At 64.4% G+C, this 14456-nt stretch carries 15 protein-coding genes; 11 read left to right on the plus strand and 4 right to left on the minus strand.

The window, feature by feature from the left end; genetic code table 11:
* Positions 1-7: 7 nt before the first annotated feature.
* From ACMCNM_RS25695 to ACMCNM_RS25710, 4 genes are read right to left on the minus strand one after another with little or no spacing between them, the layout of a single operon-like run.
* Positions 8-2032: a methyl-accepting chemotaxis protein gene (locus tag ACMCNM_RS25695; protein WP_189662490.1), complete on the minus strand. Its 2025-nt coding sequence runs from the start codon at positions 2030-2032 to the stop codon at positions 8-10.
* Between the two features lie 47 nt (positions 2033-2079).
* On the minus strand, positions 2080-2634 hold the full coding sequence (locus ACMCNM_RS25700) for a chemotaxis protein CheW (RefSeq protein ID WP_412765658.1): 555 nt from the start codon (positions 2632-2634) through the stop codon (positions 2080-2082).
* Positions 2631-2996: a twitching motility response regulator PilH gene (pilH, locus tag ACMCNM_RS25705; RefSeq protein WP_099455550.1), complete on the minus strand. Its 366-nt coding sequence runs from the start codon at positions 2994-2996 to the stop codon at positions 2631-2633. Before pilH ends, ACMCNM_RS25700 begins: the two co-directional genes overlap by 4 nt.
* 46 nt (positions 2997-3042) lie before the next feature.
* Positions 3043-3444, minus strand: a complete 402-nt coding sequence (locus ACMCNM_RS25710) for a response regulator (protein WP_027592434.1) — start codon at positions 3442-3444, stop codon at positions 3043-3045.
* A gap of 232 nt (positions 3445-3676) precedes the next feature.
* Here ACMCNM_RS25710 and gshB point away from each other — a divergent pair, with 232 nt between their 5' ends.
* From gshB to phaC, 11 genes are all read left to right on the plus strand, one after another.
* Complete coding sequence (gene gshB, locus ACMCNM_RS25715; RefSeq protein ID WP_027592433.1) at positions 3677-4630, plus strand: glutathione synthase; 954 nt, start codon at positions 3677-3679, stop codon at positions 4628-4630.
* 91 nt (positions 4631-4721) lie between these two features.
* Complete coding sequence (locus ACMCNM_RS25720) at positions 4722-5627, plus strand: energy transducer TonB (RefSeq protein ID WP_027592432.1); 906 nt, start codon at positions 4722-4724, stop codon at positions 5625-5627.
* A 169-nt stretch (positions 5628-5796) separates the two neighbouring features.
* Positions 5797-6366: a YqgE/AlgH family protein gene (locus tag ACMCNM_RS25725; protein ID WP_027592431.1), complete on the plus strand. Its 570-nt coding sequence runs from the start codon at positions 5797-5799 to the stop codon at positions 6364-6366.
* Entirely contained in the window at positions 6366-6791 is a 426-nt protein-coding gene (ruvX, locus tag ACMCNM_RS25730; RefSeq protein ID WP_027592430.1) for a Holliday junction resolvase RuvX, read from the plus strand. Before ACMCNM_RS25725 ends, ruvX begins: the two co-directional genes overlap by 1 nt.
* Before the next feature lie 46 nt (positions 6792-6837).
* Positions 6838-7356 carry a bifunctional pyr operon transcriptional regulator/uracil phosphoribosyltransferase PyrR gene (gene pyrR / locus ACMCNM_RS25735; RefSeq protein WP_027592429.1) on the plus strand — a complete coding sequence of 173 codons (519 nt, stop codon included), beginning with the start codon at positions 6838-6840 and terminating at the stop codon, positions 7354-7356.
* 12 nt (positions 7357-7368) lie between these two features.
* Positions 7369-8373, plus strand: a complete 1005-nt coding sequence (locus ACMCNM_RS25740) for an aspartate carbamoyltransferase catalytic subunit (RefSeq protein WP_027592428.1) — start codon at positions 7369-7371, stop codon at positions 8371-8373.
* Positions 8370-9641: a dihydroorotase gene (locus tag ACMCNM_RS25745; RefSeq protein WP_027592427.1), complete on the plus strand. Its 1272-nt coding sequence runs from the start codon at positions 8370-8372 to the stop codon at positions 9639-9641. The genes ACMCNM_RS25740 and ACMCNM_RS25745 overlap by 4 nt, the downstream gene beginning before the upstream one ends.
* Positions 9642-9875: 234 nt before the next feature.
* Positions 9876-10406, plus strand: a complete 531-nt coding sequence (gene hslV / locus ACMCNM_RS25750; RefSeq protein WP_003249309.1) for an ATP-dependent protease subunit HslV — start codon at positions 9876-9878, stop codon at positions 10404-10406.
* 73 nt (positions 10407-10479) lie between these two features.
* Positions 10480-11823: an ATP-dependent protease ATPase subunit HslU gene (hslU, locus tag ACMCNM_RS25755; protein WP_099430637.1), complete on the plus strand. Its 1344-nt coding sequence runs from the start codon at positions 10480-10482 to the stop codon at positions 11821-11823.
* Between the two features lie 193 nt (positions 11824-12016).
* Positions 12017-12394: a gamma-butyrobetaine hydroxylase-like domain-containing protein gene (locus tag ACMCNM_RS25760; protein WP_099430638.1), complete on the plus strand. Its 378-nt coding sequence runs from the start codon at positions 12017-12019 to the stop codon at positions 12392-12394.
* Positions 12395-12747: 353 nt separating this feature from the next.
* Positions 12748-14427 carry a class II poly(R)-hydroxyalkanoic acid synthase gene (gene phaC, locus ACMCNM_RS25765; protein WP_412765659.1) on the plus strand — a complete coding sequence of 560 codons (1680 nt, stop codon included), beginning with the start codon at positions 12748-12750 and terminating at the stop codon, positions 14425-14427.
* Positions 14428-14456: the final 29 nt, after the last annotated feature.

Here is a 14456-nt window from a genome sequence, read left to right on the forward strand (position 1 = left end):
GCATTCCTCAGCGCGGCTCGGCAGGTGCCGGCAGGGTGAAACCAGAAACAGACCGGCGCATCTCGCTGGCCATGCGTGCCAGGTGGCGGATGCTGTCGGCAGTGGCGCCGGACCCGGCAGACGTCTGCGCGGTGATCTGCTGGATGACGGCCATGGTGTGGGAAATCTGCCCGGCAGAAGACGTCTGCAACTGGGCCGCGTCGGAAATACTGTGGATCAGCTCGGCCAGGTTCTGCGACACCCCTTCGATCTCCGCCAGCGCCACCCCGGCATCCTGGGCCAGGCGCGCGCCGCGTACCACTTCGGCGGTGGTCTGCTCCATGGAGATCACCGCCTCGTTGGTATCGGCCTGAATGGTGCGCACCAGCGCCTCGATCTGCCGCGTGGCCGACGACGAACGCTCGGCCAGGCGCTGCACTTCGTCGGCAACCACCGCAAAGCCCCGCCCGGCTTCACCGGCCAGCGAGGCCTGGATCGCGGCGTTGAGGGCCAGGATGTTGGTTTGGTCGGCAATGTCGTCGATCAGGCTAACAATGTCTCCGATCTCCTGGGACGACTCACCCAGGCGCTTGATCCGCTTGGCGGTGTCCTGGATCTGTTCGCGAATGTTGTCCATGCCGTTGATGGTGTTGTGCACCACCTCGTTGCCCTTGTTGGCAATCGCCACCGAGCGCTCGGCCACCTTGGCCGACTCATAGGCATGCGCCGACACCCGGTCAATCGATTCGACCATGTCGCCCACCGCCTCGGACGCCTCGCTGATTTGCGCGGCCTGGTGCTCGGACGCTTTGGCCAGCTGACGCGCGGTGTTCTGCGTGTCCTGCACGGCAGCGGCCACCTGCACGGCGCTGTGGTTGATGGTAGCGACCAGGTCGCGCAGTTGGTCGACGGAGTAGTTGATCGAGTCGGCGATGGCGCCGGTAAAGTCTTCGGTGACCGACACGGTGACGGTCAGGTCGCCATCGGCCAGCTCTTCGATCTCGTCGAGCAGGCGCATGATCGCCTGCTGGTTGCGTTCGTTCTTCTCCGCGGTCTCGCGCAGTTGCCGGTTGGTGGTGCGCACCATGACCAGGCCGATGAGGATGATCGAGGCCAGCGCCAGCAGGCCCAGGACGTAGCCGCCGACCGTGTCCAGGGTACGCCCGCCGGCCAGGTTCTCGAAGCCGTTGGCCAGGTGCGAGGCCTCGTCGAGCAGGGTTTGCGACAGGCTGAAGATGTTGCCCGCAGCTTCACGCACGCGGAACAGTTCGGGCGATGTTTCGAGGATTTCGTCCACCGAGCCGGCCACGAACTGGAACAGCTCGGCGATTTCAGCCAACCGCGCCCGGGCATCGGCGTCCTCGACGCGGGTCACCTGCAGCGCGGGGTTGCCGTTGAGCATGCCCTCCAGCACCTGGCCAAAACGCCCGGCATCGCGGCCGAAGGCATCGGCGGCCTGGGCCGCGGTGTCGTCACCGGCCAGCACCGTGTTGACCGAACCGAGGATGCGCTCAGCCAGCAGCAACTGGCGCTGGGCAACGACCACCTGGTTGGCGGGGGCACCGCTCTGCAGCAGGATTTCGACCACTTTTTCGTATTCGACCTGCAACTGCGGCACAGTCTCGGCAAGCGTCGCCGCCACCTGGTGCAGAGACAACACCGTCTGCTCGCTGGCCAGGATGGTATCGGTGTTCTTGCGCAGGTTTTCCCAGTCCTGGCGGACGGCTTCCATCTCATCGCGCACCGTGGCCGGTGCCGCTGGCAGGCCGGTGGACGTGTCACCTTCGCGCAGGTAGCTCCAGCGCCGCTCGAAATCGTTGCGCGCATCCGACAGCAGCTTGAACGCCAAGGCCTTGCCCGTCGCCGCCTCGGTGGCGTTCTTGGCAATCCGCTGGGACAGCACGCGAAGCTCACCGGCATGGCCGATGTACTGTTTGTCGTAGTTGGACTGGGTGCTCAGGTAGGCGAAATTGGCGAACAACAGGATGATCGACAGGATCAGCACCAAAAACAGCACGGTGATCTGCGCGATGCTGCGCGTACGCGGAGCCATGGGCGTTGCGGTAGCGCTGGTGGCAGGCTTGTTCACGTTCGCAGGTCCTATAACGCCACATCAAGAAAGCCCGGCGCCTGGGCCAAGGCGAAGGGGCTGAAGATTGCCCAATTGCGTTCACGCGGGAAGTGCCCCTGCACAAAGCGGGCGGCCGCGCGGATCAATGGCTGCGGGGGCGACAGTTCCAGGCTGCTCAGGGCAAAGTGCTGCAGCCCCAGTACTTCGTCCACCAGCAGGCCGACGAACAGGTCCTCATGGTCCAGCACCAGCACCCGCCGCTGCTTGCCAGGGGCGGCCGGGCCAAGCCCGAAGAAGCTGCTCAGGTCCATTACCGGCAGCAACCGCCCGCGCAAATTGGCAACTCCGCAGACCCAAGGCTGAACCCCAGGAACACGGCTGCTGCGCGGTTCGCGCAGCACTTCGGCCACCTCGCCCATGGGCGCGACGAACCATTGCCCGGCGATCCGAAAGCCGATCCCGCTCCACTGTTGCAGGCGGGTGTCCTGCAGGGGCTGGTCCGCCACCAGCAGGCGGCAGCGCCGGTCGATGTCCAGCAGCAACTCGAAGGCGGTCAGCGACGCGCCATGAGGGCGGGTGGTCAAGCCCCCAGCACTTCTTTGAGCTTGGCGATCAGTGCGTCTTCTTCGACCGGTTTGGTCAGGAAGTCGCGCGCGCCCTGGCGCGTCGCCCAGATACGGTCGGTTTCCTGGTCCTTGGTGGTTACCACGATCACCGGAATGGCGCTGGTTTCCTTGTCCTTGCTCAGCTGGCGGGTGGCCTGGAAGCCGTTCATGCCGGGCATGACGATGTCCATCAGCACCGCGTCGGGCTTTTCCTGACGGGCCAGGGCCACGCCATCGCCACCGTTGTTGGCCTTGAGCACCTGGTAGCCGTGCTTTTCCAGCCATTCGGTCAATCTGTACATCTCTGTCGGCGAGTCGTCGACAATCAGAACTCGGGCCATGCTGTTTCCCCATCAGGAAAGTAAGACCGCGCCATGGCGGACGCGGTCAGGGTGCGTGTTGTTGGTGTTCGGCAAAACCAGGCACATGGGCCCTGATCGCCTCGAGCAGTTCTTCTTTGCTGAATGGCTTGGTGAGGAACTGGTCGGAGCCCACCACCCGCCCGCGGGCCTTGTCGAACAGGCCGTCGCGCGACGACAGGAGGATCACCGGTATGTCCTTGAAAGCGCTGTTGTGCTTGATCACGGCGCAGGTCTGGTAACCGTCCAGGCGCGGCATCAGCACATCGACGAAGATGATGCGTGGCTGGTGATCGACGATCTTGGCCAGGGCATCGAAACCATCGCTGGCGGTAATCACCTCGCAACCCGCTTCGCCGAGCAACATCTGCGCGGTACGGCGGATCGTGCGTGAGTCGTCGATCACCATGACCTTCAGGGGTTGTTCCATCACTTGGGCTACCGTCGCTGCTCAGGCCAGAATTGCTGGGGCCGCGTTGCGACCCTTTCGCGACACAAGGCCGCTCCTACAGGTTTGCGCAGCATTGTGCCTCGCATTTTTAGCACACTCCGGGTAGCCATTCCATCTGCTGCGCCCCTTGACCATCGGCGCTCCCGGCGCCACCCTGAGCCACTTTTCTTTCGATCCATCGCGGCTGCGCGCCGCCAAGAGGAACCACCCCATGAGCGTTCGCCTCGGCATTGTCATGGACCCCATCGCGTCCATCTCCTACAAGAAGGACAGCTCGCTGGCCATGCTGCTGGCCGCCCAGGCACGCGGCTGGAGCCTGTTCTACATGGAACAGCGCGACCTGTACCAGGGCGAAGGCAAGGCCCGTGCACGCATGCGCCCACTAAACGTGTTCGCCGACCCGGCGCGCTGGTTCGAGCTGGGCGACGAGCAGGACAGCCCCCTGGCCGAGCTGGACGTGATCCTGATGCGCAAGGACCCGCCGTTCGACATGGAGTTCGTCTACAGCACCTACCTGCTGGAGCAGGCCGAGGCCGAAGGCGTGCTGGTGGTCAACCGCCCGCAGAGCCTGCGCGACTGCAACGAAAAACTGTTCGCCACGTTGTTCCCGCAATGCACGCCACCGACCCTGGTCAGCCGCCGCCCGGACATCATTCGCGAATTCGCGGCCAAGCATGGTGACGTGATCCTCAAGCCGCTGGACGGCATGGGCGGCACTTCGATCTTCCGCCACCGGGTCGGCGACCCCAACCTGTCGGTGATCCTCGAAACCCTGACCGCCCTGGGCGCGCAGCAGATCATGGCGCAGGCATACCTACCAGCGATCAAGGACGGCGACAAGCGCATCCTGATGATCGACGGCGAGCCGGTCGACTACTGCCTGGCGCGCATCCCGGCCAGTGGCGAAACCCGCGGCAACCTGGCCGCCGGTGGCCGTGGCGAAGCGCGCCCGCTGACCGAACGTGACCGCTGGATCGCCGCCCAGGTCGGCCCGACCCTGCGCGCGAAAGGGCTGCTGTTCGTTGGCCTGGACGTGATTGGCGAGCACCTCACCGAAATCAATGTCACCAGCCCGACCTGTATTCGCGAGATCGACAACGCCTTCAACACCGACATCGGCGGGCAATTGATGGACGCCATTGATCGCCAGCTGAAGGCGCGCTGACCGGCAACGCGCGGCACAATCGCGGAGTGGGGTATGATGCGGGTCCTTTTTACTTGGCCTGCTGCCCCGCCCCGCGGTTGCTGGATACCTGATGACGCTGCCCGCTGACATCCCCTCCGACCTGCTGCCACCGCGCGTTCGCCCGGTGGACCGGCTCGGCTTTACCCTGTTCCTGGCTGCCCTGGTGCACCTGGCGCTGATCCTTGGCGTCGGTTTTACCGTGGTCAAGCCGGCTGAAATCCGCCATACCATGGACATCACCCTGGCCACCTTCAAAAGCGAGAAAGCGCCCGAGAAGGCCGATTTCCAGGCTCAGGACAACCAGCAAGGCAGCGGCACCCTGGAGAAGAAGGCGGTGCCCAAGACCACCGAACTCGCCCCCTTCCAGGACAGCAAGATCAACAAGGTCACGCCACCGCCTGCGGCCAAGCCCGAGGTCGCGCCGCCGCCCACGCCTGAGAAGTCGGCCGTGGTGACCAAGGCCGCCAAGCCTCACAAAGTCGAGCCCAAGCCCAAGGAAAGCAAGGCGCAGCCAAAGCCTGCAACGCCCACGCCTGATTTTGACAGCTCGCAGCTGTCCAGCCAGATCGCCAGCCTTGAGGCAGAGCTGTCCAATGAACAGCAGCTGTACGCCAAACGCCCGCGCATCCACCGCCTCAACGCCGCCTCGACCATGCGCGACAAGGGCGCTTGGTACAAGGAAGAATGGCGCAAGAAGGTCGAGCGGGTGGGCAACCTCAATTACCCTGACGAAGCGCGGCGCCAGCAGATCTACGGCAACTTGCGCATGATGGTCTCGATCAACCGCGATGGCTCGCTGTACGAAGTGCTGGTGCTGGAATCGTCCGGGCAACCGGTGCTGGACCAGGCGGCGCAACGTATTGTGAGGCTGGCGGCGCCGTTTGCGCCGTTTACCGGAGACTTGGCGGAATTCGACCGGCTTGAGATCATCCGTACCTGGCGCTTTGCCCGTGGGGACCGGTTGTCCAGTAACTGATTTGCTGGCTGTACTGGCCCTTTCGCGGGCAAGCCCGCTCCCACCCGAACTGTGTAGCCTCCAAGTCTAGCGTCGCACCTGTGGGAGCGGGCTTGCCCGCGAAAGGGCCGGTACAGGCGACACATAAACCACCTTGTCAGCCTCGCCACCTGGCGCCACACTATCCCCCATGAAAACCCTCGCCCCGAGCTACCTCAAGCATCAGTTCCTGATCGCCATGCCGCACATGGCCGATCCGAACTTTGCCCAGACCCTCACGTACATCGTCGAGCACAATGCCAATGGCGCCATGGGCCTGGTGGTCAACCGACCGCAGGAGCTCAGCCTGGCCGACATCCTCGAGCAGTTGCGCCCGGACGATGAACCCCCGGCCAGCACGCTGCACGTGCCGATCTACCAGGGCGGCCCGGTGCAAACCGATCGCGGCTTCGTGCTGCACTCCAGCGAGTGCACCTACCAGGCCACTGTCGAACTGCAGGGCCTGTCGCTGTCCACCTCGCAGGACGTGTTGTTTGCCATTGCCGAGGGGGTGGGGCCGCAAAACAGCCTGATTACCCTGGGCTACGCGGGCTGGGAAGCCGGCCAGCTGGAAGCCGAACTGGCCGACAATGCCTGGCTCAACTGCCCGTTCGACCCCGAGATCATCTTCGGCCTCGCCAGCGACCAGCGCCTGAACGCCGCCGCCGCCAGCCTGGGCATCAACCTCAGCCTGCTGACCAGCCAGGCGGGCCACGCCTGATGGCCGAGCTACGCCTGCTGCTGGGCTTTGACTACGGCACCAAACAGATCGGGGTGGCGGTTGGCCAGGTCATCACTGGCCAGGCCCGCGAGCTGTGCACCCTGAAAGCGCAGAACGGCGTGCCGGACTGGGCCCAGGTGGAAAAACTGGTCGCTGAATGGAAACCCGACGCCATCGTCGTCGGCCTGCCGCTGAACATGGACGGCACCCCCAGCGAGATGAGCGCGCGCGCAGAGAAATTCGCCCGGCGCCTGAACGGCCGCTTCAACCTGCCCGTGCACACCCACGACGAACGCCTGACCACCTTCGAGGCTAAAGGCGAACGCCTGACCCGCGGTGGCCAGCGCGGCAGCTACCGCGACAACCCGGTCGATGCCATTGCCGCCGCCCTGCTGCTGCAAGGCTGGCTGGAGGCCAATACCTGATCATCTTTGCCGCCGGGCAGAGCCGGCGGCCCCCGAGGAGCACGCAATGAGCCTACCCAATCCCGCCGATCTGATCCGGCAGATGGCTGTCGACCTTCGCGCCCACCTGGCCCGCCGTGCTATCACCGAGCCGCGCTTCATCGGCATCCGCACGGGCGGCGTCTGGGTCGCCCAGGCCCTGCAGGAAGAAATGGGCGATACCAGCCCCATGGGCACCCTGGACGTGTCGTTCTACCGCGATGACTTCAGCCAGAACGGCCTGCACCCGCAAGTACGCCCGTCCGAGCTGCCGTTCGAAATCGAAGGCCAGCACCTGGTCCTGATCGACGACGTCCTGATGAGCGGTCGCACCATCCGGGCCGCGCTCAACGAGCTGTTCGATTACGGCCGCCCGGCCAGCGTCACCCTGGTCTGCCTGCTCGACCTGGATGCCGGCGAGCTGCCGATTCGCCCCAATGTGCTGGGTGCCACCCTGTCGCTGGCAGCCCATGAACGGGTAAAATTGACCGGACCCGCACCGCTCGCCCTCGAGCGCCAGGACCTCGCCTCCGCTTCCGCCCTTTAAGAGTCCCCCGCGATGACGCCAATCGACGCCAAGCGCCCGCTGCAGCTCAATGATCAGGGCCAGCTGCGCCACTTTCTCTCGCTCGACGGTTTGCCCCGCGAACTGCTGACCGAGATCCTCGACACCGCCGACTCCTTCCTGGAAGTCGGTGCCCGGGCCGTGAAAAAAGTCCCGTTGCTGCGCGGCAAGACCGTCTGCAACGTGTTCTTCGAGAACTCGACCCGTACCCGCACCACGTTCGAACTGGCCGCGCAGCGCCTGTCTGCCGACGTGATCAGCCTGAACGTGTCGACTTCCTCGACCAGCAAGGGCGAAACCCTGTTCGACACCCTGCGCAACCTGGAAGCCATGGCTGCCGACATGTTCGTCGTGCGCCACTCCGATTCGGGCGCCGCACACTTCATCGCTGAGCACGTGTGCCCCGATGTGGCCGTGATCAACGGTGGCGATGGCCGCCATGCGCACCCGACCCAAGGCATGCTCGACATGCTGACCATCCGTCGACACAAGGGCAGCTTCGAGAACCTGTCTGTCGCCATCGTCGGCGATATCCTGCATTCGCGGGTGGCGCGTTCCGACATGCTCGCGCTCAAGGCGCTGGGCTGCCCGGACATCCGCGTGATCGGCCCGAAAACCCTGATTCCGATCGGCATCGAGCAATACGGCGTGAAGGTCTACACCGACCTCGCCGAAGGCCTGAAAGACGTCGACGTGGTAATCATGCTGCGCCTGCAGCGTGAGCGCATGGCCGGTGGCCTGCTGCCCAGCGAGGGCGAGTTCTACCGACTGTTCGGCCTGACCACCGCACGCCTGGCCGGTGCCAAGCCCGATGCCATCGTCATGCACCCTGGCCCGATCAACCGCGGTGTGGAGATCGAATCGGCAGTGGCCGACGGCAAGCACTCGGTGATCCTCAACCAGGTGACGTACGGCATCGCCGTGCGCATGGCCGTGCTGTCCATGGCCATGAGCGGGCAAAACGCGCAACGCCAACTCGACCAGGAGAACGCCCTGTGAGCATCAGTATTCTTGGCGCCCGGGTCATCGACCCCAACAGCGGCCTGGACCAGATCACCGACCTGCACCTGGACGGCGGCCGCATTGCCGCCATCGGCGCAGCGCCGGCCGGCTTCAGCGCCAGCCGCACGATCCAGGCCGATGGCCTGATTGCAGCGCCTGGCCTGGTCGACCTCGACGTCTCTCTGCGTGAGCCGGGCTACAGCCGCAAAGGCAACATCGCCAGCGAAACCCGCGCCGCCGTGGCCGGCGGTGTGACCAGCCTGTGCTGCCCGCCGCAGACCAAACCGGTGCTGGACACCTCGGCCGTGGCCGAGCTGATCCTCGACCGTGCCCGTGAAGCCGGCAACAGCAAGGTCTACCCGATCGGCGCCCTGACCAAGGGCCTGGAAGGCGAGCAACTGGCCGAGCTGGTGGCCCTGCGCGACACCGGTTGCGTGGCCTTCGGCAATGGCCTGCAGCAAATCCCCAACAACCGCACCCTGGCCCGTGCCCTGGAGTACGCCGCCACCTTCGACCTGACCGTGGTGTTCCACTCCCAGGACCGCGACCTGTCTCAAGGTGGCCTGGCCCATGAAGGCGCCATGGCCAGCTTCCTCGGCCTGCCGGGCATCCCGGAGACTGCCGAAACCGTGGCCTTGGCGCGCAACCTGCTGCTGGTCGAACAGAGCGGCGTGCGGGCGCACTTCACCCAGATCACCAGCGCCCGCGGCGCGCGCTTGATCGCCCAGGCCCAGGAACTGGGCCTGCCGGTGACCGCCGACGTGGCGCTGTACCAGCTGATTCTCACCGATGAGTCGCTGCGCGAGTTTTCCAGCCTGTACCACGTGCAGCCACCGCTGCGCACCGCCGCCGACCGCGACGGCCTGCGCGCGGCCGTCAAGTCGGGGGTGATCCAGGCGATCTCCAGCCATCACCAGCCGCACGAGCGCGATGCCAAGCTGGCGCCGTTCGGTGCCACGGAGCCGGGTATCAGCAGCGTCGAAGTGCTGCTGCCACTGGCCATGACCCTGGTCGAAGACGGCCTGCTCGACCTGCCGACCTTGCTGGCACGCTTGACCAGCGGCCCGGCTGCCGCCATGCGCCTGCCGGCGGGTGAACTGAAGGTAGGTGGCGCGGCGGACCTGGTGCTGTTCGACCCGAAAGCCTCGACCGTTGCCGGCGAGCAGTGGCTGTCCCGTGGCGAGAACTGCCCGTTCATCGGCCACTGCCTGCCTGGCGCTGTGCGTTATACCTTGGTCGATGGGCACGTCTGCCACGAGGCCTGAGTAACCCCAGGGGCCGCTCTGCGGCCCATTCGCGGGGCAAGCCCGCTCCCACAGGATCTTCGCAATCATCAAGGCAAGCGGAGAACCTGTGGGAGCGGGCTTGCCCCGCGAATGAGCCAGCACAAATGTGCCCGCCAAGCTCAACCGCTCATCCCCCAAGGTTGAAATCCTTCCCCCCACCCCCATATGAGTCTGCATCAGGCACTTTCGCCCCGCTGCGTGGAGACTCTCCCCTTGACCACCATCGTTTCTGTCCGCCGTAACGGCAAAGTCGTCATGGGCGGCGACGGCCAGGTTTCCCTCGGCAACACCGTGATGAAAGGCAACGCCAAAAAGGTCCGTCGCCTGTACCACGGCCAGGTCATTGCAGGCTTCGCCGGTGCCACCGCCGATGCCTTCACCCTGTTCGAACGCTTTGAAGGCCAACTGGAGAAACACCAGGGCCACCTGGTCCGTGCCGCCGTCGAGCTGGCCAAGGAATGGCGTACCGACCGCTCCCTGAGCCGCCTGGAGGCCATGCTGGCCGTGGCCAACAAGGATGCATCCTTGATCATTACCGGTAACGGCGATGTGGTCGAACCCGAAGACGGCCTGATCGCCATGGGTTCCGGTGGCGCCTACGCCCAGGCCGCCGCCCGCGCCCTGCTGAACAAGACCGACCTCTCGGCCCGCGAAATTGCCGAGACCGCGCTGAACATCGCCGGTGACATCTGCGTATTCACCAACCACAACCTGACCATCGAGGAGCAGGACCTGGCCGACTGATCAGTTGTTTTGGCGTCCCGCCCAGGGCGGGACTTTTCCACACTGATTGCTCTGCTTGAGGACCATTTTCATCATGTCCATGACCCCCCGCGAAATCGTTCACGAACTCAACCGCCACATCATCGGCCAGGACGACGCCAAGCGCGCCGTGGCCATCGCCCTGCGCAACCGCTGGCGGCGCATGCAGCTGCCGACCGAGCTGCGCGCCGAGGTGACCCCGAAAAACATCCTGATGATCGGCCCGACCGGTGTGGGCAAGACCGAAATCGCTCGTCGCCTGGCCAAACTGGCCAACGCGCCGTTCATCAAGGTCGAAGCGACCAAGTTCACCGAAGTCGGCTACGTCGGCCGTGATGTCGAATCGATCATCCGTGACCTGGCCGATGCCGCGCTGAAGATGCTCCGCGAGCAAGAAATCATCCGCGTGCGCCACCGCGCCGAAGATGCCGCTGAAGACCGCATCCTCGATGCCCTGCTGCCGCAGGCGCGGGTCACCAGCTTCAGCGAAGAAGCCGCGCAGACCAGCAGCGATTCCAACACCCGCCAGCTGTTCCGCAAACGCCTGCGCGAAGGCCAACTGGACGACAAGGAAATCGAGATCGAAGTGGCTGACGCCGTAGGTGTCGAAATCGCCGCGCCGCCTGGCATGGAAGAGATGACCAACCAGCTGCAGAGCCTGTTCGCCAACATGGGCAAGGGCAAGCGCAAGGCGCGCAAGCTCAAGGTCAAGGAAGCGCTGAAGATGGTCCGCGAAGAAGAAGCGGGCCGCCTGGTCAACGAAGAAGAACTCAAGGCCAAGGCCCTGGAAGCTGTTGAACAGCACGGTATCGTGTTCATCGACGAAATCGACAAAGTGGCCAAGCGTGGCAATGTCGGCGGCGCCGATGTGTCCCGCGAGGGTGTACAGCGCGACCTGCTGCCGTTGATCGAAGGCTGCACCGTCAACACCAAGCTGGGCATGGTCAAGACCGACCACATCCTGTTCATTGCCTCGGGTGCGTTCCACCTGAGCAAGCCAAGCGACCTGGTGCCTGAGCTGCAGGGCCGCCTGCCGATCCGTGTCGAACTCAAGGCACTGACCCCAGAAGACTTCGAACGCATCCTGCAGGAGCCGCACGCTTCGCTGACCGAGCAGTACCAGGCACTGCTGAAAACCGAAGGGCTGAACATCGAGTTCCTCACCGACGGTATCAAGCGCCTGGCCGAGATCGCCTACCAGGTCAACGAGAAAACCGAGAACATCGGTGCCCGCCGCCTGCACACCCTGCTTGAGCGCCTGCTCGAAGAGGTGTCGTTCAGTGCCGGTGACCTGGCCAGCACCCACGATGAAACGCCGATCCAGATCGATGCGGGCTATGTGAACAGCCACCTGGGTGAGCTGGCGCAGAACGAAGACCTGTCGCGCTATATCCTGTAAGACCGTATGGGGCCGCTTTGCGGCCCATCGCCGGCAAGCCGGCTCCCACAGGTACCCCACAGTATTCAAGCACTGTGCTATCCCGGTGGGAGCTGGCTTGCCGGCGATGGGCTGCAAAGCAGCCCCAATCAAGCTTGAATCCCTCCCTCAGAAGCTGGAAGCTTGCAGCATCAGCTCCCGAGAGATTCAGCCCATGGCCCGTCTGCCCACCGCCATCAACCTGCACAAAGCCTCCAAGACCTTGAGCCTTACCTACGGCCCCAACGAGGTCTACCACCTGCCCGCCGAATTCCTGCGCGTGCACTCCCCTTCCGCCGAGGTCCAGGGCCACGGCAACCCCATCCTGCAAGTTGGCAAGGTCAACGTCGGCCTCGCTGGCCTCGAACCCGCCGGCCAATATGCACTGAAATTGACCTTCGACGACGGCCATGACAGCGGCCTGTTCACCTGGGAGTACCTCGAGCAACTGTGCCTGCGCCAGGAACAGCTGTGGGCCGAGTACCTCGACGAGCTGCACAAGGCCGGAAAATCCCGCGATCCGGCCGAATCGGTCGTGAAACTCATGCTCTAGCGCAAGCCCTCGAACGTTTAGAGCGCATTTTCTAATCTCATCTGCTTGAATGCCCCTACAGGCAGCTCAGTGACGGGCTGTCTTGCGCATTACATGAAAGTCGGGTAACCAATGGAGCTGGCAAGTTCCCTGCATCGCCTTGAAGGCAATCAGGGCCTGGCCGGTATGTAGAGGTCGCGAGCGAAAGCAGGCTGTCTTCACACGCAGAATTCCCCGCAGCTCATCGCCGAATGCATCCGGCCCGCAGCACCGCTGTTCCTTATCACTGGTCACCCGAGTAGCAGTACCGGGCTCTGGACTGTGCAAGCGCCACAGGCAACCGGTACTCGTCTCTGGACAACGGAGCGTCGCAGATGAGTAACAAGAACAACGATGAGTTGCAGCGGCAGGCCTCGGAGAACACCCTGGGGCTGAACCCGGTCATCGGCATCCGCCGCAAGGACCTGTTGAGCTCGGCACGCACCGTGCTGCGCCAGGCCGTGCGCCAACCTTTGCACAGCGCCAAGCACGTGGCGCACTTCGGCCTGGAGCTGAAGAACGTGCTGCTAGGCAAATCCAGCCTCGCCCCCGAAAGCGACGACCGCCGCTTCAACGACCCGGCCTGGAGCAACAACCCCCTTTACCGCCGCTACCTGCAAACCTACCTGGCCTGGCGCAAGGAGCTGCAGGAGTGGATCGGCAACAGCGACCTGTCACCCCAGGACATCAGCCGCGGGCAGTTTGTCATCAACCTGATGACCGAGGCCATGGCGCCGACCAACACCTTGTCCAACCCGGCCGCGGTCAAGCGCTTCTTTGAAACCGGTGGCAAAAGCCTGCTCGATGGCCTGTCCAACCTGGCCAAGGACGTGGTCAACAACAGTGGCATGCCCAGCCAGGTGAACATGGACGCCTTCGAAGTGGGCAAGAACCTGGGCACCAGCGACGGCGCCGTGGTGTTCCGCAACGACGTGCTGGAGCTGATCCAGTACAGCCCCATCACCGAACAGGTGCATGCGCGGCCACTGCTGGTGGTGCCGCCGCAGATCAACAAGTTCTACGTATTCGACCTGAGCCCGGAAAAAAGCCTGGCGCGCTTCTGCCTGCGCGCACAACAGCAGACCTTCATCATCAGCTGGCGCAACCCGACCAAGGCCCAGCGCGAGTGGGGCCTGTCGACTTACATCGATGCGCTCAAGGAAGCCGTCGACGCCGTGCTGGCGATTACCGGCAGCAAAGACCTGAACATGCTCGGCGCCTGCTCCGGCGGCATCACCTGCACTGCCCTGGTGGGCCATTACGCCGCCTTGGGCGAAAAGAAGGTCAATGCCCTGACCCTGCTGGTCAGCGTGCTGGACACCACCATGGACACCCAGGTCGCGCTGTTCGTCGATGAACAGACCCTCGAAGCCGCCAAGCGCCACTCCTACCAGGCCGGCGTGCTCGAAGGCAGCGAGATGGCCAAGGTGTTCGCCTGGATGCGCCCCAATGACCTGATCTGGAACTACTGGGTCAACAACTACCTGCTCGGCAACGAGCCGCCGGTGTTCGACATCCTGTTCTGGAACAACGACACCACGCGCCTGCCGGCCGCCTTCCACGGCGACCTGATCGAGATGTTCAAAAGCAACCCACTGACCCGCCCCGGTGCACTGGAAGTGTGCGGCACGCCGATCGACCTGAAGCAGGTCACCTGCGACATCTACAGCCTGGCCGGCACCAACGACCACATCACCCCGTGGCCGTCCTGCTACCGTTCGGCGCACCTGTTTGGCGGCAAGATCGAGTTCGTGCTGTCCAACAGCGGCCACATCCAGAGCATCCTCAACCCACCGGGCAACCCCAAGGCGCGCTTCATGACCGGCGCCGATCGCCCGGGCGACCCCGTGGCCTGGCAGGAGAACGCGACCAAGCATGCCGACTCCTGGTGGCTGCACTGGCAAAACTGGCTGGGCGAACGTGCCGGCGACCTGAAAAAAGCGCCGACCCGGCTGGGCAACCGCGCCTATGCCGCTGGCGAGGCATCTCCGGGCACCTACGTTCACGAACGTTGAGTTGCAGCGCCGTGGCCACCTGCGGGTGG

Origin of the sequence: Pseudomonas sp. NGC7 (assembly GCF_047159675.1) — a bacterium.
GTDB lineage: Bacteria > Pseudomonadota > Gammaproteobacteria > Pseudomonadales > Pseudomonadaceae > Aquipseudomonas > Aquipseudomonas kermanshahensis.

Excerpts from the sequence above, each read along its gene's own strand:
- ACMCNM_RS25695 (WP_189662490.1), bottom strand. The coding sequence starts at position 2,032 with ATGGCTCCGCGTACGCGCAGCATCGCGCAGATCACCGTGCTGTTTTTG.
- ACMCNM_RS25710 (WP_027592434.1), bottom strand. The coding sequence starts at position 3,444 with ATGGAACAACCCCTGAAGGTCATGGTGATCGACGACTCACGCACGATC.
- pilH (WP_099455550.1), bottom strand. The coding sequence starts at position 2,996 with ATGGCCCGAGTTCTGATTGTCGACGACTCGCCGACAGAGATGTACAGA.
- hslU (WP_099430637.1), top strand. The coding sequence starts at position 10,480 with ATGTCCATGACCCCCCGCGAAATCGTTCACGAACTCAACCGCCACATC.
- ACMCNM_RS25725 (WP_027592431.1), top strand. The coding sequence starts at position 5,797 with ATGAAAACCCTCGCCCCGAGCTACCTCAAGCATCAGTTCCTGATCGCC.
- ruvX (WP_027592430.1), top strand. The coding sequence starts at position 6,366 with ATGGCCGAGCTACGCCTGCTGCTGGGCTTTGACTACGGCACCAAACAG.
- ACMCNM_RS25720 (WP_027592432.1), top strand. The coding sequence starts at position 4,722 with ATGACGCTGCCCGCTGACATCCCCTCCGACCTGCTGCCACCGCGCGTT.
- ACMCNM_RS25740 (WP_027592428.1), top strand. The coding sequence starts at position 7,369 with ATGACGCCAATCGACGCCAAGCGCCCGCTGCAGCTCAATGATCAGGGC.
- phaC (WP_412765659.1), top strand. The coding sequence starts at position 12,748 with ATGAGTAACAAGAACAACGATGAGTTGCAGCGGCAGGCCTCGGAGAAC.
- pyrR (WP_027592429.1), top strand. The coding sequence starts at position 6,838 with ATGAGCCTACCCAATCCCGCCGATCTGATCCGGCAGATGGCTGTCGAC.
- ACMCNM_RS25760 (WP_099430638.1), top strand. The coding sequence starts at position 12,017 with ATGGCCCGTCTGCCCACCGCCATCAACCTGCACAAAGCCTCCAAGACC.
- gshB (WP_027592433.1), top strand. The coding sequence starts at position 3,677 with ATGAGCGTTCGCCTCGGCATTGTCATGGACCCCATCGCGTCCATCTCC.